The following is a 19,167-nucleotide window of genomic DNA, read 5'->3' on the forward strand; positions in this document are numbered from 1 at the left end:
AGCCTATCTCTTCTCCTATTTTTTCAAGATTACTATGGATAGACTTAACAATGGAACTTCAACCAACTTCTTTGGTGTAGTTTTTTAGTTTCTTCTAGTCAAAAACTATTGTTATGAATGACAAAATAACCCCTTGATCTTAGAGCTTTCAATAATGGATATTTAGACTTTAGAGTTTTTCCAACATAATTTACATCAGGCTTTGAAGAATTCAATAAAATAACTGTAGCCACAATTTCGCCAGCCACTAAAGTTTCTGCAAAAACAGCAAAACCAATACGGTGTAAATTCATTTAGATCTAAATAAAGTTTTTGGTTAACACTTTCAAAATCAAACAAAAATAATTTATTTATTGAATAGCTTCAAAAAGGCCACAAGCATGACTTAAATATGAATCAAGTAAAGAAACATATTTATCGCTCATAATCAGGAAGATCCTTTTGTAAAAAAGTTGAAACTTTCCTAATTAAGGAAAAATTTAATCCAATAATTATGGAAGAAATTACTAATAAATTGAAAGATATTGAATTTAATATGGCTATTATCTTATTAACTGAAGATCTTAAACTAACAGAAGAAAGCCAATTTAAAACAAATTTTATTTTTGAGAGATTGGATATCTTGAAAATATTTCAAGTTTAGTTATTATTTATGATGGAAGAATATAAATTCCTTCCAATATTAAAGCATCTGAATACATAAAGATAGATGAAAACTGCAAGCACAACTTATCTAATTTCTTAAGAGCCAGAGCCAAAAAAGATAATTTAAAGAATTAGTTGTGGGAAAAGATTATTAAAGTTTTTTCTTTATTTGCTATTGGAAATTAACAGAAAATTAGTCGTTAACTTGTTGGGGGATAATTATTTTTGTTGTTGCTATTGGGTGTGTTAAATCAAAAGATTTAATTTCAAGTAACGCCAAAATTAATCATTACTCAGTAAAAATTTTCATAAAAAAATAGCCACTAGATGACCAAACTTAAAGTTAAGCACAATATGAAAATGATAAAGCGGAAAAATTTTCTAAATTTGAAGAAATGAGAGATTATTGTTATGAATTTACATCTTAAAGCACTAAAATTATTCCTTTTTTTTCTTTAACTACTATTTTTGAATTATGTTCTTTTTGAATTAACTCTATTATTTCTGATTCACTTAAATTAACTGGAATATTAATTAAATACTTAAATTTACCTTTAATGAATACTTTAAATTCAACTTCTTGCTGCTCTCCTTCTTCATTTAGAGTAGGAAAAGGAGAATCATATATAGAACTATCTTTTTCATAAAGCTCTTCAGCTAAAGCTGGAGCATAATAACTAAGAAATTTCAAGAAAGTAACTAGAGCTTTCTCGCTATATTTCTTAATTCTCTGTAACTCATTAATAAATATCATTAATTCTGTTACTCCCATATTTACTTTAAGGCTAGGAATAACCTGTTCAAAAGACCTAATTAACTTATTCTCTATTTGATTCACTTCCTCATCTATAGCTACTTTCTCAAGCTTACTTAAATCATTAAAGAAGTAATAAACCTTTCCAAGCCACTTCTGCATAGCTTTAAGTCCTTCTTCCTCTCATTTAAATGAAAGTGACGTAGGACCAGAAAAAGCCTCATAAACTCTTAAAGCATCAGATCCATACTTATCAACAATCTCATCAATATTTACTGAATTCCCCTTAGATTTAGACATCTTACTTCCATCAGAGCCCAGTACCATTCCCTGATTAAATAAAACTTTAAAGGGTTCCTTAACTTCAACTATTCCTAATTTGTAAAGAAACTTATTTCAAAAACGAGCATAAAGTAAATGCATAGCTGCATGCTCCTGCCCTCCCACATATATGTCTACAGGTAGTCATCTCTTTAATATAGCTTTAGCTTCTTTTGAATCTAAGTCATAATAACTTCCATCTTCTTTTTTCAATAAATAAGCAATAAAGTATCAAGAAGAGCCTGCCCAATTAGGCATAGTGCTACTCTCCCTTATGTACCCCACCTTAGACTCCAACCACTCTTTACAATTAATTAAAGGAGAACTACCATTCCTACTTAAAGAATACTCAATATTAGTTGGAAGTACTACAGGCAACTCCTCATCCAAATAATCCTTTCCCTCCTTATCAAAAACAATAGGAATAGGCTCCCCCCAATATCTCTGTCTTGAAAATACTCAATCCTTTAATTTGTAAGTAACTACTGGAACAAAGCCCTCTTTAACTTCTTCCTCTACTTCTTTTCCTAATATAGGCAATAACTCCTCTGTCCTAAAATCAACATTCTTTATGTAATGAATAGGTAACTCTTTATTATTAAATAAACTCTTAATTAAATAATTAGTTTCTCTTAAATTCTCATTTATTTCTAACTTCTCTCTTAGCTTAGAAAAAGCATGTATCCCTACTGCCTTCAGTCTCAGAATATCACTAGGCTTATCTAAATTTAAGTAATACTTATTATTCTCAAATTCAAAAGCAAATTGATATTTCTGACCCTTTCCAATTCAATTCTCTTGTATTTTCTTAATATTCTCTGGCCAATCTAATTCCTTTAAATCCTCTAACAATTCATCAGCATAAGCAGTAATTCGTAATACTCACTGCTTCATTCGCTTAGGAACTACTTCATATCCGCCTCTCTCAGAATATCTCTTCCCATCTTCTCCCTCTATTATTTCTTCATCCGCTAATACAGTGTTTAACTCTTCGCACCAATTAACTAAAGTATCTCTAAGTTCAGCTAATCCATGCTTGTACATTTGTGAAAAAATTCATTGAGTATGTTGATAATAAAGAGCATCAGAAGTATTTATTTCTCATTCAAAATCATAAGAAAGAGCTAATCTCTTTAATTGCTTTCTGAAAGCATTAATATTCTTTAAAGTAAAGTCTGCTGGAGAATTACCAGTCTGAATAGCATATTGTTCTGCTGGTAATCCAAATGCATCTCATCCCATGGGATGAAATACAACATAGCCCTTCATCCTATAATACCTTGTTAAGATATCAGTAGCTAAATAGCCCTTTAAATGTCCTACATGTAACCCTGCCCCAGAAGGGTAAGGAAACATATCTAGAATGTACTTTTTCTCTAACTTAGGATGATCTAGAAACTTGTAAGTCTTTTTCTTCTCTCAAATATCTATTCACTTTTCTTCAATTAACTTAGCATCATAAACACCCATTACTCAACAATTTTAGGTGCTCCTGTTAAAGGACAAATACCATGATTATTCTTAGGAAAAGCTATTACTTCTCTAATATTCTCCACTCCTAGTAATAGTTGTATTAATCTATCAATACCAATAGCTATTCCCATATGGGGAGGCACGCCATAATTAAATGCCTCTAAAAACCATCCAAAACTACTCTCAATCTCTAAATTACTTAATCCAGCCATCTTAAACACATAATGTTGCACCTCTAGATCATTATTTCTTTCAGAACCAGAAGCTAACTCAATACCATTAAGTACTAAGTCATAGCCCCTAGAAAGCTCTGTTTTCATCTCAAAAGTAGTGCTATTTGAAGCGGGCTTAGTAAATAAGTGATGAGCTATAGTCCACTTTCTTCGCGCCTCATTGTATTCAAATAAAGGTCAATCTACTATTCAAGCAAATTTAAATTCTTTAGCTAATTCTGCTTTAGGTCTCTTAGAAAATCACATTCTCATAGCTCCCATAGAAGTCAAAGCATTCTTAAAAGTAAAGTCGTCACAAGTCACTAATAATAAAGTACCACTTCCCTTAGTAACAGCAGTTCCTAATTCCTCAATACCATACTCTGGATAGTCCATTGTTAATAGTGAACTCTTAATTATTTCTCCATTCTCTATTTTCAAAATATAGATCTGATTAGTAGTTACTATTGATTTAATTCACTTAGATTCAACTTGAAATATCTCTATATTTGGAATAAATAAACCAAATGCTTTAGTATGTTTATTTTGATTTAATAAATAAGGAAAATAAATAGTGTAGTCTTCTATTAAATATTCATATCTTAAATCTGGCTTATCTGAACCATATTTAGCAAGAGCATCATAATAACTTATTTTAGGAAAAGGTCTAATAAGCTCTTCTCCCTTTAATTCCTTCCATACTAGAGCTAAAGAACTCTCTATTATTTCAAATAACTCTTCTTGTGAAGCATAAGCCATTTCCATATCAATTTGTGAGAATTCATATTGCCTATCTGCCCTTAAATCCTCTAATCTAAAACAATTAGCAAATTGAAAATATCTCTCTAAGCCTCCAATCATTAATAATTGCTTGTAAAGCTGAGGAGACTGAGCTAAAGAAAAGAGATATTTAGATTTATCTTGTTCAATAATAGTATCAAAAGTATTAGCTCCTTCTTGACTTGAAACTGATAATGCTGGTGTATTAACTTCAATAAAGTTATGATTAAGTAAATTATTCCTAAAGATACTTAATATTTTTGATTTCTTTATTAAGCTATCTTTAAGTCCTCTTCTTAAATCTAAATATCTATATTTAAGTCTTGTGGGCTCTAAAGGCTTATCTACTAAAGGATTTATTTCAAAAGGTAATACCTTTAAAGCTTTTGAAAGTATTTCATACTCATCCACTATTAATTCCCACTCCCCATAAAGAACTGCACTATTAACATTCTTTCTCTTCTTTAAAGTACCCTTAATAAGTAATATAGATTCCTTCTTTAATTCAAGTATCTCCCTATCAAAAAATAAAGCCTGAATAGAACCAGAAAGATCTTCAATGTTAGTAAATATTAATTTACCAATATTCTTTACTACTCTAAGAAAACCAGCTATTACTCAGCTACTATTTTCTTCAAAGACTTGCTCCTTAATTAATTTCCTCTCCCTAAGTAATACCATCCATTCTATTTAATCAAAAACAGTTTAGTCTTAGCTCTTGTAACAGAGACATATTCTAAAAACTCATTCTCTTCATCCCTTCTCCTAGCGCATTCTTGTAATAAATCATATTCCAAAACTGCCACATTATTTCATCCTAAGCCCTTAGATTTGTAAATAGTAATAAGAGTTAAATAATTAGGATCTTCATTTTCTTCTGGCTCTTTAAAGAATTTAGCTTTATTCTCTATATCTAAAACTATTTTCTCTGCTGATTCTCTAGTTTTTTCTGGTTGTATATTATCCAATCATTTAATAAATAAAGAAATACTCTCTTTCTTAATTCCCTTTAACTCTACTTTAAATAAGTGTGGTATTAAGCTTTCTGCTAACTTTGATAAATTAGAGATATCTTGTGTTCTAAGTTCCTTTATTTTTCTCAAAAAAGTATTTAATTTCTCACAATCTTCTGGATTATCAAACCAATTTTGCTCTTCTCCCTCTATTCACCTAGCATAAAGAGTTAAATGTTCTCCAGTAGGATTTATCTTAAATAATTTCCATCTTGCATCTCCACTTAACTCTATACTCTTAAGCTGTACTAATCTTCAAAATGAATTGAAATTATTAAAGTAAATAAGTCTTAAATAACTAATAATTATCTGTATCTCATCTCTCTCAATAAGCTTAAATAAAGAAGCTTTAAAGGGTATTCCATTCTCAATAGCATGCTTTATTAAGAAATCAGCATGTTTATTTTCTTTAAATAATACTACTCATTGAGATAAATCTTCAGTCTTTAATTTCTCTATTAAATCAGGCACACTAATAACCTCTACTAGCCCTTCTTCATCTTTAACTACTTTTGCATAAGGCTCAAATAATTTAATCTGATTCGAATAATCAACTATCTTTCTTGTAGATCTATAGTTCTCTAATAAATCAATTTGTACATAATTCTTATTTTTGAAAAAAGCTTTAAATTTCTTAAATATATTTTTTTGTGCTCCAGCAAAAGCATAAATACATTGGTGTGGATCTCCCACTCCAAAGAAAATAGAGTTTTCTCCTATTAATCTAGTAATTAATTTAAATTGAAGTAAACTTAAATCTTGACATTCATCAACTAATACTACTCTATATTTATTTCTTCAATAATTTAATATTCTTGGATTCTCTTCAAAGAGCTTATCCATATAAATAAGTAAGTCATCATAGTCCACCATCTTCCGTCTCCTAAGAATCATTTCATATTTTTCATAAACAGAAACTAATCCTTCTTTTTCTAGATCAGTAGTATTTTGAGGATTTAAATGCTTACTAACTTTATGTTTTGAAATTAAATTACTAAGTTTGCGTAATTGCTTAATGTATTTAAAGTTACTAATAACTTTAATTTCTTTATTCTCTAATATTGAACACTGTTGTAACTCATCTGCTATCTTAAATCTGTAATCTAAACTAGTATTTAAATCATCAATATCATATCTAAGCATTTGACCATAAAGAGAATGTAAAGTGCCTATTGCAATAGGCATTCTTCTCACATCATTAAATTTCTCTTTAATACGCTGTAACATTTCATTAGCTGCATAATTAGTAAAAGTAATAGCGCATATCTCTTCTGGTCTTATTGAGTTCTCTAATAAATAAAGAATTCTTGATACTAGTACTTCAGTCTTTCCTGTTCCTGCTGGTGCTATTACTAATGTATGACTATTAAGTGGTGCGTATACAGCCTCTTTTTGCTTCTCGTTTAATGTCCATTCCATGCTTCTTTAACAAACTGTGTATCTTGATTAACGTCTAAATCAGGACTCTCATGTTTATGTTTTCAATATCAATTTTCAAATTTCTTCATTATTGCTCCATACTTTTCCATATCTATCTTTACTTTCATTAAATGTATTTCATATTTACTATTAGTGTATTTCTTAGATTCCAAAATATCAAAACCAAAAGGAGAATTATTAAATTCTTTTCATTGAGAAGGAAGTAAAGTATCTCATCTTCCTACTTTAAAGAATGGCTCTAATTCAGTGAAATCAGTAAGAAATAAATCAAGATGTTCATCTTTCCTTTTCCATACTTCTCCCATTCCTAAAAAAGCTACACATAAATAACCTTCATCTAAATTTCTCAAATACAAATAAAGACCTAATTGCAATAAGAATTCATAAATATCAACTGTATTAGGTTTCTTTCAATGGGGTGTCTTAATTTCTAAAATTGAAGTTACTTTTCCATTAGCATCAAACTCCTCACCATCTGGCACTCCTCCAAATACTTCATGATCAAATACATTACATCTATCAGGAGAATACCCCTTAAAGTCCATATTAATTTCATCATTAACAAATCCCCTTATCTTAAATTCAATATTTATTAAATATCTTTCTCAAGCTTTAGGGTCCTTACTTATTTCATAGAAATTATTAATTCTTGCTCAACTCATAAAGGGAGAATATTTAAGATCAAAAAAGAAAGGTATCTTAGTGCCTGTTATCTTTGATGATCTAACTCTTTCCCTTCCTGCTCTAGTTAATAAAACTCTTTTTTCCTTAATGAAAAAATCCCTATCCGGTAAGAACACTAAAATTTAAATCTTAAATTATGAAACATAAAATGCCAAGTTTTTATTTTTTAAAATAGCAGAAAAACATATGAATCGAAAAGTAATAAGTGGCTTACTAGGGGGGGGGTTACGATTGTAGTTGCATCTTTTGGAGGAATTAAATTAAAGGATAATATAGATTACAACAATAAAGTTAGGCATTTTGGAGGTCTAAGAACTTCGTTTAACGATATATTGCCAAAAAAAGGTCTTGGTTTTGATGACAATTGACGGATTCCAAAATGAGAAAATATTGAAGTTTGAAAGAAACTTTACAGTAAAGAGGGGGGCAAAAAAATTAATATTGGTGGTTGAGGTACAGAGAACACTAAGATTTTAAGTGGGCCTGAAGAATTAAGAGATGTTTGCTACGAAATGGTTACGAAAGAGTCGCTAGAAAATTGCAGCTCTTCTTCTGGTTGGTGTGAAAGTTGTTTAATAGATAAAAGTTGGCTCCCAATATGGAACGTAAAAGATTAATTTGTAAACTCTTAAATATCATCGCCAAAACGATTTCTTGTTAAATATTTAATAAAATTAGCGCTTCTTAGGTTTTCAAATATGAATAAGAAAATAATCGGTGGCTTGTTAGGAGGGGGGGTTACAATTATTTTGGGTTCATTCGGAGGAATAGAGGCCAAAAAGAAAATGGATTACGATGGACAAGTTAGATATTTTGGGGGCTTAAGATCTCAGTTTAATGATGCTATTCCCAGCATAAATGAAGGGTTTAAAGGCTATCACATTCCAAAATGAGAGGATATTAGAGTTTGGAAAAAACATCACGAAAGAGACAATAAAGCAGATGGAAAAATACTTAAAACTTGAGAAGAAATGAGAGATTATTGTTATAGTTTCATAACTCGTCAAAAGGGAGGATGAGATGACTGTAACCCCAGTGCTGGTTGGTGTAATGTTTGTGTGATAGACAAAAGTTGATATCAGGGCTAAACTACCTAAAATTTTTTAATTAACCTAGCATATTAATTTTGTCTCATTTACTTTAATAAAAGTTAAATTTTCTGAATTTAAAAGTGAATAAGAAAACTGTAAGCTATTTGATAGGAGGGGGGTAACTTTGGTAGCGGCATCTTTGGGAGGAGTTAAATCTAAAAACACTATAGATTACAAGAAAAAAGTAGTCAGACTAGTCAAACTTTCTCAAAAGATCCTGTTCTCAAGGGATGATATTTTCCTAATTGAGAGGATGATGAAATTTGAAAAAACAGTATGATAAATTAGATAAACAATTTGATTTGATAGGAAGTTGTAAAAATCAATATCCAAACTTTAGATCATTTAGAGATCATTGTTTTGAACAAGCACAAAAATTCAAGAATCTTGAAAATTGTATTAGTGGCGATGGTTGGTGTACGGAGTGTGGAAGGGATAAAGCATGAAATAGTTAAGATATAGCCAAGAAATTTAAATTATGAATTAAAGGTGGATTATCATCTTTCTGTGAAACATTTATTGCTACGACCACATTAAATAAGTTTGAATTAAGTAATTTGTCTTCAAATAATACCAAATCTAGTTATTATTCGAAAATAAATAAGAACTTTGGTCCAAAAGTACTGAATAGAGTTTTAGGGATACAAAATTCACACATTAATTAAATAAAAAAACATTGCTATAAATAAGCAATGATCAAGGAAACTACAAATATTACAATGAAAGTTTAATTTGTATGAAGCCTACAACATAAACTAATAATCTACACAACCATTTTCTTTCAAGAACTTTAAAATTCACTACGAATGACTTATGAAATTAGTAACTCTTGGAGATGTTTGTAAATTCCAAAAAGGCTTTAATTTCAAAGCCTCAAAGCAAAGAAGTCAAGGACTACCAATATTAAAAATCAAGAATATACAAAATGGAAAGATTATTACAGAAGGATTAACATTTTTTAATCCTTCAGAATTTAAAGAAAATCTAAGCAAATATCAAATAAAGTCTAATGACATTGTCATTGCAATGTCGGGCAATACAACTGGTAAAGTAGGGATAAATGATACTAATACAATATTTTTCTTAAATACCGCTACCGGCAGAATTGATCCTGATGAAACAAAAATAAATAGGAGGTGACTCTATCATTTTTTACTTTCAAAAAGAGAGGATTTCTTTAATCTTGCAGAATGTGCTACTCAACCTAATCTTTACTTTTCGCAAATTGAAAAAGTAGAATTGCTGCTTCCGTCTTTATCAGAACAGAACAGCAAAGATATTAGATAAATTCTTAGAGTTATCTGAGGAGCTTTGTGAGGAGCTTTGTGAGGAGCTAAATTTAAGAAAAAAGCAATATGAACATTATAGGGATGAGTTGCTTTCATTCAAACAAGATAACAAGATCGAATGATTAACATTAGGAGAAATAGCAATTGAACTATATAGAGGAATTGGAATAAAAAAGGATGAAGTTATTGAAGGGGTTGGACATCCATGTGTTAGATATGGGTGAATTCATACTTCAAATTTAATTTATTTTGATAAGTGTCCATTTGGAGTGGATGAGAATCTATTGAAAACTAAGAAATATGCTGAAAAAGGAGATATATTATTTGCCATAATTAGCGAAAATACCAAAGATATTGAAAAAGCTTGTACTTACATTGGAGAAGAAAAAATATTAGTTGGTGACGGCATTGTTGTTATGAAACATAAGCAAAATCCAAAATACTTAACTTATGCTCTATCTACTACAGATGCTCAAAAACAAAAAAAGCATGGAAAAATAAAACTTAGAGTTGTTAATTCTGGTGCGCCAAATATTAAGAGGTTAATAATTCCTATTCCTTCTTTAAAAAAACAACAAGAAATTGTTAATTTATTAGATAAATTTTGAGAACTATCAAACAGTATTAAAGAAGGATTGCCTTCTGAAATATTTTTGAGAAAACAGCAATATGAATACTACAGAGATAAATTGCTAATTTAGATTTAAAAGCTACTTTTTTAAAAAATGAATAAAAAATTAATTGGTAGTTTGTTAGGGGGGGGGTAGCTATATTAAGTTGTTTTGGTGGACTTAAGTTAAATGACAAGATTTCCCATGAAGGTAGAGTTAAACATTTTAAAAATCTAAGAAACACAGCCAATAGATATTTTCTGTCAGAAAGTCGTTTTGGTGGGTATCGTTTACCAAAATGGGAGGATGATAGAGTATGGAAGGAACATTACAACAATAACAATAAAAAAATTGGTATTAGCAATGGAGATGGTACAGAAAATACCAAGAGTCTAAGTGGTCCTGAAGAATTAAGAGATGTTTGCTACGAAATGGTTACGAAAGAGTCACCAGAAAATTGTAGCCCTTCTTCTGGTTGGTGTGAAACTTGCTTGATGGGTAGGGGATGGTACAGCACACCCGATAACTATTAATTGCTAATATTAAAGATTTCAAAAATGAAACTAAGATTTTTAAACCCAAAAATATGAATAATTTAATGGGGGGCTATGGCTGTAGTAGCTTCTTTTGGAGGAGTTAAATTAAGTGTTTTGGAGGTCTAATCACTGCATTTAATGAGAAAATTCAAAAATTAGTTCCTGCCCTTAAAGGTCAACAAATTCTAAGATAAGAAGATAGTGGAATTTGTGCAAGACATTAAAAACCACCGAACAAATATATACCCACGAAGAACTAAGGTGTTACGAAATTTTATCCAAATTGATACAAGTAATTTAACTACCGACAGTTATTTTTTTTGCAAAAATAAATTAGCCAATCAGCCAAGATTTAACTTCTCATGGTCTAGGCTTGGATCAACCTTTAATCAAATTTCACTATTAGGATAATAGTTCATTTTCTTTGTTACCTTTACATCATGTTTAGTAAATATTCCATGTTCATGCATTAAATTAATATTTATTCAAAAACCATCTCTAACCAAAGCTTCTCCAAGAATTTTGTGGAAATAAATTCCTGCAAAATTTAAAGCTGTTCCAGAAACTAATCCACTTCAAGTATTTTCCAATGCTAATACTGACTCAATTGCTTTCTTTAAATTTAATTGAGCAAATGAAACTTTTGCTTTACCTCAATCTATTTCTCTCTTACCTACAAATGAATTCTTATTGTAATTTTGCTTAACTGCCTCAACAATCTCTTTAGTTCCATTTAATACTCCTTGTGAAGTTTTTCCAGCCCCCTCATCCCCTAGAAACTTCTCATATTGACCACCACTAATATTATTCAATACTATTGGTGAATAAGGTGCGTACATAGAATGATTGAAAGTTAAAGAACGAGAAATTAAATCTACTTCGTAATTTTTTGGTTCAGCTATTTTGTTTCGCTTAGAAAAATCAAAACTGGTACATCAATGTTGTTGTTGTTGTTGTTGTTGTTGTTGTTGGCCTTTACAATCTTTATCTAATTTATTATCCTTTCCTCATCATTCAGGGTATTTAAAAAATAACCTGCTATAGCCTGTCATCATTTGTGCACGATCAAAAACTAAAGGATCAGCAAATAAAGATCTAAAGAAGACAGGCCAAGGGCGTTTAGTTTCATCTTGTCTTTGAGAACTTCCAGAACCATATGACTTATCAAATATTGAATTAATAGCATGTGCAATAAAGGAGATAGGGCTTTTCTTAAGTTCATCTCCTGCTTTAGTTAATTCAATAAATCCTAGAGACTGTCTTTCCTTAATTCCAGAATCAAACTTCTCATAAAGGGAGTGGAAAAGCTTAGTGAATTTAGATAGATTTAAGGCTGCACTAACATCAATAGCTTTTCATCCAATATTCATTCTTGGGAAGTGTTTCTCTTGTAAATCAGAAATATCATCTAATGCTAGTGTTATTGGAGAACCTGTTGTCTTGTAAATATATGAAATACTTTCATTCTCATTAATAGTTAAAGCATCTATACCAATAAACTTACCAACATCAGGAATTAAATCGTCCATAACATTTATTCCTTCTAATGATTGATTTAAAGAACTAATAACACTCGTTAAAGGAGCTAAGATATCTTTAAGGTTAGTTAATTTATTAGTAATATTAAATTTGTGCTTACCATCCTCTGTTGATCCTGTTGATCCTGTTGATAATTCTTCATACTTATTTTTTTTAATACTTCAAATACCATTCAAAGGTATCTTCATTTCTTTAACTCAAGTAATTTTCTGTTCAAAATTAAATGCAAAAGTAGGGTATTCTCCATATTGTCCTGCTTGGGAATAAACTTTCTTAGGTTTTTCTTTTCACTCTATCTCAACCTTAATTGAATCTTGAATTTGTTTAAGTTGGTAAACTCAGCTCTTTAATAATCCTGTTATTTCTTCAATTGTTATTCTGATTCCTTTATTACCATCATTAGTTAATAATTTATTTAAAGCTTTTTTGTAAGTATCACTAAATTTAAAGTGATTGTATAGATTATTCCTAAATTGATAATTATTTAAGACTTGTTCAAATACTGATTCTTTAATACCTCTATCATTCTCAATAGTTTTCTTTTGTAATAATTCAATTAAATTCTGAATATCATCAATTCTTGTACGTATTAAATAAGCAAAATAACCTCCATATCAACTTTCAATATCCTTCTCAATATCATCGGCAGTTATTGAATTTAAAAAAGGACTTAATTTATCTTTGACATAGGCATAATCAATTGTATTAATTGCTGTTCTTCTTTGTGTATTTCTAGATATTGAATGAGGAATAAATCTACTTTCGCCATAAATTAATTGCAATGAATCATGAGAAGATGTAGCGGTTTGTTTCTTAGGTTGCTGAATATTCTTTACTACTTTTCATTGCGTATTCTTAGGAAATAAATTTCAAGTTGTATATTTAAGGCCATGATGACCTGTAGCAACTGGTGTAGATCTTATTTCACCATTACTTAGTAATACATTTATTTCTGCTTGTGTATAGGGATCTAAATCTATTTTTCTTAATACTTGTGCTTTTCTTGTACTTAAATTAGATACTTTAAATGAAAGAGAGAATTGTTTAACTATTGAAGGTTTACTTGTCTTATCTAACTGTAAATCTACTTTAATTGTTTCTGCATGAATAACAGTTCCGTTGTATTTTGACTCTTCTCATAAAGATCAAAGAATATCCTGAACTAATTCTGCTTCTCCAAGTTCTGCTACTTTGTCAGAAAAATAAGTATCTCCATAAATTACCTCTCTATCTGAAAGATTGGCGCAAGACAAACAATATTGTTCACTGTCTATTATTTCTCCAATTGCTCCAACGTTAGATTTCCATCAACTAAAGCTTTGTTTTTCAAAGATTTTCTTATTATCTAAGTATTTAGATAAAGAAGGGTGAAATCTTGCTTGATTTTGCTCTAAATTTTTTAAAGAAGTTAATTCAAGTACATTATGTACTTTAGGTATAGGAGCTTTAGCGAGCTTTATGGAATGCCTATTCTTTCCCTGCAGAATATTTGAACCATCTACCTCCGTTACAGCTTTTGCAGAAGATGGCCTTATTGCTCCAACATAAGCCCCATAAGTAATAGTGCTACCTAGAACAAATTTAATTAATGCTTTCTTACGTGACAGTAATAAGAATACTAATTCAGCAATAGACATAACAAAAGGCTTACTTTCTTAATGTTTATAGTAAATTAAGGAGCACAAAGATTTCTCATTATTTCTGGATAATTCTCAATATCTTTCTCTTCGCTATTTCATTTGACTTTACAATATTTGCCCAATGTTTCAGCAACATAACTCTCTCCATCAAAATCACTACTTCCTTGTCTTTCTTTAAATGCAAACTCCTGAAATGAATAACCGGCTAATGTAGCATTGCTTCTAAAAGATGCTAAGAGCTTATTTCAAGTTTCTCCCTTATTGTAGTATTCATTTTTTAGTCTTTTAGTTTTTTGTAATCAGAAACTATTGTCATAAACTCCATCGCTACTATACTGTCCATACGCTGGCACTTTCAATGTTGGATAACGTGTTTTTGCTGTTTTTCCATGAGGATTAAATGTTATTTCCGAAAAAAAGAAGTAACAACCTAATGCTGCTCCTGTAGCTGTTAAAGTAACTAATGAGCCAACAATCTTTAAATTCATAATAAACTTACTTTAAGATCTCTTGGTATTGTAAATTACTGTTATTGGTGTAATTTTGTAACCAAAAGACTTCCTTATTTGATTCTCTATACACCTAGCATAAGAAAAGTGCAATAACTTAGAATTATTGCACATTATTAAAAAAGTAGGTACTTGTCCTTTAACTTGAGTTAAAGAATAAAGCTTTATCTTATTACCTTGTACCGTAGGAACAGTAAATAAAGATACTACTTTACTCAAAAATAACTTCAAACTACTATCATTTATTCTCCTATATCTCTCTTCTTCAATCTCCCTAATCTTTAAAAAAATATTCTCTAACTTCTCATTATTCTTAGCGCTTACAAATACTATAGGTGCCCACTTTAAAGCGGGAAATCTAACTCTTATTTCTCTTTCTAAAACAACTCTATTCTCATTAGTTCTCACTACTAAATCTCACTTATTAGCTACTATTAAAGTTGGAATATTAGCATCATAAATAAGCCCTCCCACTCTTTCATCTAATTCTGTTATTCCTTCTGCAATATCCAACATAAATAGAATCATATTAGCTCTAGCAATAGCTTTCTTAGATCTAAGTATTGAATATTTCTCTTTTTCATCAGACCTCATTTGAGCGTGTCTCTTAATTCCAGGTGTATCAATAAGAGTGTAATTATCTCCCCTAAAACAAAAATCTAAATCTATTGCATCTCTAGTAGTTCCTGCTACTTCAGATATCAATACTCTATCTTCTTGAAGTAAAGTATTGACCAAAGAAGACTTACCTACATTAGGTTTGCCAATAATTGCTAATTTAACTTTCTTTAATTTCTGTGTCTCTTCCTCCTTTAAATTAAGTAATTCAACAATCTTATTAAGTAATTCTCCAGTATTAATTCCGTGTTCGGCAGAAATTAAGATACCCTTACCAAATCCTAATTTTTCATGCTCTACAGAATGTTTAGCAAAAATATCACACTTATTTATTACTAATAGTACATTGTTAGCTTTCTCTTTCTTAAGTGTCTTAGCAATAGCAAAATCATCACTATTTATTCCTTCTTTAAATGAAGTTAAGAATATTATTAAATCAGCTTCTTCAAGTGCTATCTTAGTTTGAATATTAATTTCTTTCTGAAAAGAATATATTTCTTCTGTATATCCACCAGTATCAGTAAGAAGAAAACTCTTATTCCTTCAAAAACACTCTAAAGATATACGATCTCTAGTAACTCCAGGTTCAGAAAAAACTACCGAATGATTTTCTCCTATTAATCTATTAAATAATTGTGATTTACCAACATTAGGTTTACCAACAATTACTACTTTTTTCAAGATGCACTATTCCCATAAATATTAATTTAAGGAAATAAAAGAATATTTGAAAGACTTTATAAGATACTTATTTTAAGCAAAAATAAACGTACATAAAATAATTAGAATTGCAAATAAAAACCTAAGTTTTTACAATGAAAAAAAAATTAATTGGTAGTTTGTTAGGGGGGGGGTAACTTTGGTAGCGGCGTCTTTGGGAGGAGTTAAAGCTAAAAACACTATAGATTACAAGAAAAAAGTAAGTTATTACGGCAAAATAAGTAGTAAATCTACTCAAATTTTCTCGAATGATAGTATTCTCAAGGGATGATATTTTCCTAATTGAGAGGATGATGAAATTTGAAAAAAACAATACGGTAGATTATCCGGATCAGTGGGTTATTCTGCTAATATTAAAAAAAAATATACAACTCCCCAGTCTTTTAGAGATTATTGTTTTGAAGAAGCCAAAAAAGCTACGAATTTAGAAGGTTGTCCAAGTAATGAAGGATGATGTACTACTTGCGGTAGAGAAAAAGCATGAGATAGAAAATAATAAATCTTCTTTGAAAATTTAATTATTTAATTATGCTCTTTTCCAATCTTAAGAATATTAGTGAAGTATGTTTAACATACAAAATTACACTCTTAAGATAGAGCCATATTATTATCAACTTAAAGTAACAGGAAAATACGAAGTAGTTACTGATACTCCTTTAAATACCAAAGCTCTATTTACCAAATATCGTCTGCCTAATCAAGAAATAAACAAAATTTATCTCATTAAATCAAATAGCAAATGTTCTACAAAATACAACAATCAAACATGTCAAGTATACGAATCAACTACTTACATAAATCAAGCTGGAGATTCATATTTCAAAAGAGAAATACAAAATTATGAAGCTATTCCAATTTCAATAACTTTTGATATAGACACTACTAATTCATATGTATGGCCTTCTTTAATAGATGAAATTAATAGATATTCAATAAATACTTTTTTCAATTACAAAAATAGTATTTATGTTGAAAGAGAATCGTATGAGGATTCTTACAAAACACTAAAGATACCTACAAATATTACTATTAACAAAAACAATACTTATTATGACTACGAATATGTGAGTTTACTCTTGCCTAAAAACAAAATATCTTTCGGTATTAAACACAAAAAAGACCTAAAGATAGAGAATTTAATTGCTAAAGTCAATGACCAAGACATAAAACTAAATACAAGATTTACTAATGGATGACTTAATTACTATGCAAATTCCAATGAAAATCAAGGAATTCTAAAAAGCAAATTCTTATTATTCCTTAAGAATCAAGCAGTATCAATAAATTTAACCAATAACTTTACTAGATCTAATCATACTAACGAAACAACAGAACTTATTATCAATTCTACTTCTAATACTCATCCAATAACTTATTCACATAACTACATAGATCTTTAATGCTTAATAAATCCAAAATACTAGGAAGTATTATCTTTCCTTTAACAATAGGGGCTTCTTTATTTAGTAACAAAATGCATATGGATCATGAACTATTTTCCGCTCCTAGTTCAGCCTACAAAAGAGTTATTCTTTACCCACAAGAACACATTCAAAAAGTAAATACTATATATGACTTAAAGGAAGTAAGGGGAAATATAAGAAAAGAAATACAGAAAGATAAATTAGAGTCAACTTTAAAAAATATTGCTTTAAACTCTCTAAATGATTACTTTAGAAAAAACACTTGAAATATGGATAATTTAAGGGGCAGAATATATTATCAAATAAACTCTAATAAGAATGTTGAAGCTTCTTTACTTTGAAATAATATACCCCAACAAGGAAAATTAAGATTCTTTGATCAATGAAATATAGAACTTAAATAATGGATTTGAAAAAATTAATGATTTATTACTTTGGGCTTGCTGGCTGTTTTACTATTATTTATTTGATTGGTAAATATGCCTTTAAATTGAATACTATATCCAAGTCTTTAAAATGTTAGCTTCTTTTTGGATTACCTACAGACCTAACATATAACTTATATGAAAGATTTTCACTAATAGAATTTTGATTTAATTTATCATTACATAAATCTTTAAGTAGTTCTATATTCCTATCCATATTTACATCATACATCATTAAACTCCTTTATTATTCTTAAGTTCTTTAAAGACTTTCTCCCATTCTTGTTTAGTAGCTTCAGTATATAATTCTTGAATTAAACATACTCTATCTTCTTCAAGAAACTCAATTACTTATGTAACTTTACAAATATCTCCTAGTTCTTCATAAAACTACACTATCTCAACTAAAACTATTAAATGCTTCTCTACATCACCTATTTAAATAATAAGCTCCTTCTGCATCTGAAGCTTTATTAGTTAAATAAAGAATAAAGTTTTCTCTAAATAAGTCTGCTCTATTAGTAACAAAAGTTCTCTTTCACTTATTAAATGGTTCTTTCTTAATTTCTAGAAAAGCCTTAAATCCTTGTGATCTTACTACTAAATAAAGAAGTGGTTTTCTATAAAGACTAGAGAAAATTTCGAAGACGATTAACTTGGTTACACCTGCAAGAGATAAAGTAGTAAATAATATCCAAGAACTCCTAAGAAGGACAATTCTTGTTGAAAATGATAATTTACTAAAGATTTCAAAATTTTTAAGCTATCAAAAAAACTAAGCTGGTTCTGTACATCATTCTATGGCCTGTTTAGTTTTTAATTCTAAATCTTCTTCAAAACTTGAAGTAGTTAATACATTCACACAAGCATCTTTGAATGAATCAAAGTCTCCATCCAAATCTTTATTATCAATTACTAATTCTTCGGAATTCTCTCAACTTTTCGCCATCTTTAAACTAGGTTCTTGGTTTTTCATATATTTTTCAGCTAAATCTCTTAACTTTACTCTGTCCCAATCCCTCATTTCGTTATTAATTGTGTAAATATATTTCCTACCATTACTTATGAGTATTTCTCCAACCTCTCTAGGCTTTACACACCATCTTTTTCTTCAGTAGGGCTAAGAGTGTCTTTGGATTCCAAAGAATTACATAAACTTCTTAACTTCGAACTTTCTGTTCCGTCTTCAATATTCTTTGCCTTCTTAAAGGCTTCTGTAATCCTTGGAAAATATTCAAAAGGATCCCCTAATGACACGGGCACATAGCCCTGCTTAATTAAAGATGTCTTTCAAAATGCATTACTCTTTTTGATTTCTGGTAAAGGTTCAGAACCACTTTCAATAATTTCAATAGGAGCAGAAGGAATTAATAAATAAGTAGCTACAGGAACGCCAGACAATAATGCAAAATAAAATAATTTGTAAATTAATTTCAAAATTTT

General features: G+C 29.5%; 18 protein-coding genes. 8 read left to right on the forward strand and 10 right to left on the reverse strand.

Features of this window, described 5'->3' with window-relative positions:
* Positions 1 to 1,069: 1,069 nt before the first annotated feature.
* The 4 genes from A6V39_RS01925 to A6V39_RS01940 are packed head-to-tail and all read right to left on the reverse strand — an operon-like array spanning position 1,070 to position 7,438.
* Positions 1,070 to 3,190 (reverse strand): class I tRNA ligase family protein, encoded by a 2,121-nt coding sequence (locus A6V39_RS01925; RefSeq protein WP_187149982.1) that lies wholly within the window; start codon positions 3,188 to 3,190, stop codon positions 1,070 to 1,072.
* Complete coding sequence (gene aspS, locus A6V39_RS01930) at positions 3,190 to 4,866, reverse strand: aspartate--tRNA ligase (RefSeq protein WP_187149983.1); 1,677 nt, start codon at positions 4,864 to 4,866, stop codon at positions 3,190 to 3,192. Before aspS ends, A6V39_RS01925 begins: the two co-directional genes overlap by 1 nt.
* Positions 4,867 to 4,871: 5 nt before the next feature.
* On the reverse strand, positions 4,872 to 6,617 hold the full coding sequence (locus tag A6V39_RS01935) for an ATP-dependent helicase (protein ID WP_187149984.1): 1,746 nt from the start codon (positions 6,615 to 6,617) through the stop codon (positions 4,872 to 4,874).
* Positions 6,602 to 7,438: a hypothetical protein gene (locus A6V39_RS01940; RefSeq protein WP_187149985.1), complete on the reverse strand. Its 837-nt coding sequence runs from the start codon at positions 7,436 to 7,438 to the stop codon at positions 6,602 to 6,604. Before A6V39_RS01940 ends, A6V39_RS01935 begins: the two co-directional genes overlap by 16 nt.
* Before the next feature lie 216 nt (positions 7,439 to 7,654).
* On the opposite strand from A6V39_RS01940, the gene A6V39_RS01945 reads away from it, so the two are divergent.
* From A6V39_RS01945 to A6V39_RS01965, 5 genes are all read left to right on the forward strand, one after another.
* A complete protein-coding gene (locus A6V39_RS01945) occupies positions 7,655 to 7,939 on the forward strand; it encodes a hypothetical protein (protein WP_187149986.1) in 285 nt (94 codons plus the stop codon).
* 81 nt (positions 7,940 to 8,020) lie between these two features.
* Entirely contained in the window at positions 8,021 to 8,410 is a 390-nt protein-coding gene (locus A6V39_RS01950) for a hypothetical protein (RefSeq protein ID WP_187149987.1), read from the forward strand.
* Between the two features lie 248 nt (positions 8,411 to 8,658).
* Positions 8,659 to 8,868, forward strand: coding sequence for a hypothetical protein (locus tag A6V39_RS01955; protein WP_187149988.1), 210 nt, complete (start codon positions 8,659 to 8,661; stop codon positions 8,866 to 8,868).
* 358 nt (positions 8,869 to 9,226) lie between these two features.
* Positions 9,227 to 9,700, forward strand: coding sequence for a restriction endonuclease subunit S (locus tag A6V39_RS01960; RefSeq protein WP_187149989.1), 474 nt, complete (start codon positions 9,227 to 9,229; stop codon positions 9,698 to 9,700).
* Between the two features lie 88 nt (positions 9,701 to 9,788).
* Positions 9,789 to 10,403, forward strand: a complete 615-nt coding sequence (locus A6V39_RS01965; protein WP_187149990.1) for a restriction endonuclease subunit S — start codon at positions 9,789 to 9,791, stop codon at positions 10,401 to 10,403.
* Positions 10,404 to 11,160: 757 nt separating this feature from the next.
* Here A6V39_RS01965 and A6V39_RS01970 read toward each other — a convergent pair.
* Genes A6V39_RS01970 through der form a run of 3 tightly spaced genes read right to left on the reverse strand, consistent with a single transcriptional unit; the run spans position 11,161 to position 15,836 of the window.
* Positions 11,161 to 14,025: a hypothetical protein gene (locus tag A6V39_RS01970; RefSeq protein WP_187149991.1), complete on the reverse strand. Its 2,865-nt coding sequence runs from the start codon at positions 14,023 to 14,025 to the stop codon at positions 11,161 to 11,163.
* Positions 14,026 to 14,060: 35 nt separating this feature from the next.
* On the reverse strand, positions 14,061 to 14,516 hold the full coding sequence (locus A6V39_RS01975; RefSeq protein WP_187149992.1) for a hypothetical protein: 456 nt from the start codon (positions 14,514 to 14,516) through the stop codon (positions 14,061 to 14,063).
* A gap of 12 nt (positions 14,517 to 14,528) precedes the next feature.
* On the reverse strand, positions 14,529 to 15,836 hold the full coding sequence (gene der, locus A6V39_RS01980; protein WP_245633481.1) for a ribosome biogenesis GTPase Der: 1,308 nt from the start codon (positions 15,834 to 15,836) through the stop codon (positions 14,529 to 14,531).
* Between the two features lie 178 nt (positions 15,837 to 16,014).
* On the opposite strand from der, the gene A6V39_RS01985 reads away from it, so the two are divergent.
* The 3 genes from A6V39_RS01985 (at position 16,015) to A6V39_RS01995 (ending at position 17,703) form a co-directional block, all read left to right on the forward strand.
* Positions 16,015 to 16,371 (forward strand): hypothetical protein, encoded by a 357-nt coding sequence (locus A6V39_RS01985; RefSeq protein WP_187149993.1) that lies wholly within the window; start codon positions 16,015 to 16,017, stop codon positions 16,369 to 16,371.
* 67 nt (positions 16,372 to 16,438) lie between these two features.
* Entirely contained in the window at positions 16,439 to 17,275 is an 837-nt protein-coding gene (locus A6V39_RS01990; protein ID WP_187149994.1) for a hypothetical protein, read from the forward strand.
* Entirely contained in the window at positions 17,275 to 17,703 is a 429-nt protein-coding gene (locus A6V39_RS01995; protein WP_187149995.1) for a hypothetical protein, read from the forward strand. The genes A6V39_RS01990 and A6V39_RS01995 overlap by 1 nt, the downstream gene beginning before the upstream one ends.
* Before the next feature lie 115 nt (positions 17,704 to 17,818).
* Here A6V39_RS01995 and A6V39_RS02000 read toward each other — a convergent pair whose 3' ends face one another.
* From A6V39_RS02000 to A6V39_RS02010, 3 genes are all read right to left on the reverse strand, one after another.
* Positions 17,819 to 17,959, reverse strand: a complete 141-nt coding sequence (locus tag A6V39_RS02000) for a hypothetical protein (RefSeq protein ID WP_187149996.1) — start codon at positions 17,957 to 17,959, stop codon at positions 17,819 to 17,821.
* 540 nt (positions 17,960 to 18,499) lie between these two features.
* Complete coding sequence (locus A6V39_RS02005) at positions 18,500 to 18,748, reverse strand: hypothetical protein (RefSeq protein ID WP_187149997.1); 249 nt, start codon at positions 18,746 to 18,748, stop codon at positions 18,500 to 18,502.
* 68 nt (positions 18,749 to 18,816) lie between these two features.
* Complete coding sequence (locus A6V39_RS02010; protein ID WP_187149998.1) at positions 18,817 to 19,125, reverse strand: hypothetical protein; 309 nt, start codon at positions 19,123 to 19,125, stop codon at positions 18,817 to 18,819.
* Positions 19,126 to 19,167: the final 42 nt, after the last annotated feature.

Source organism: Candidatus Mycoplasma haematobovis (assembly GCF_001645765.1).
Classification (GTDB): Bacteria; Bacillota_I; Bacilli_A; order Mycoplasmatales; family Mycoplasmoidaceae; genus Eperythrozoon_B; species Eperythrozoon_B haematobovis.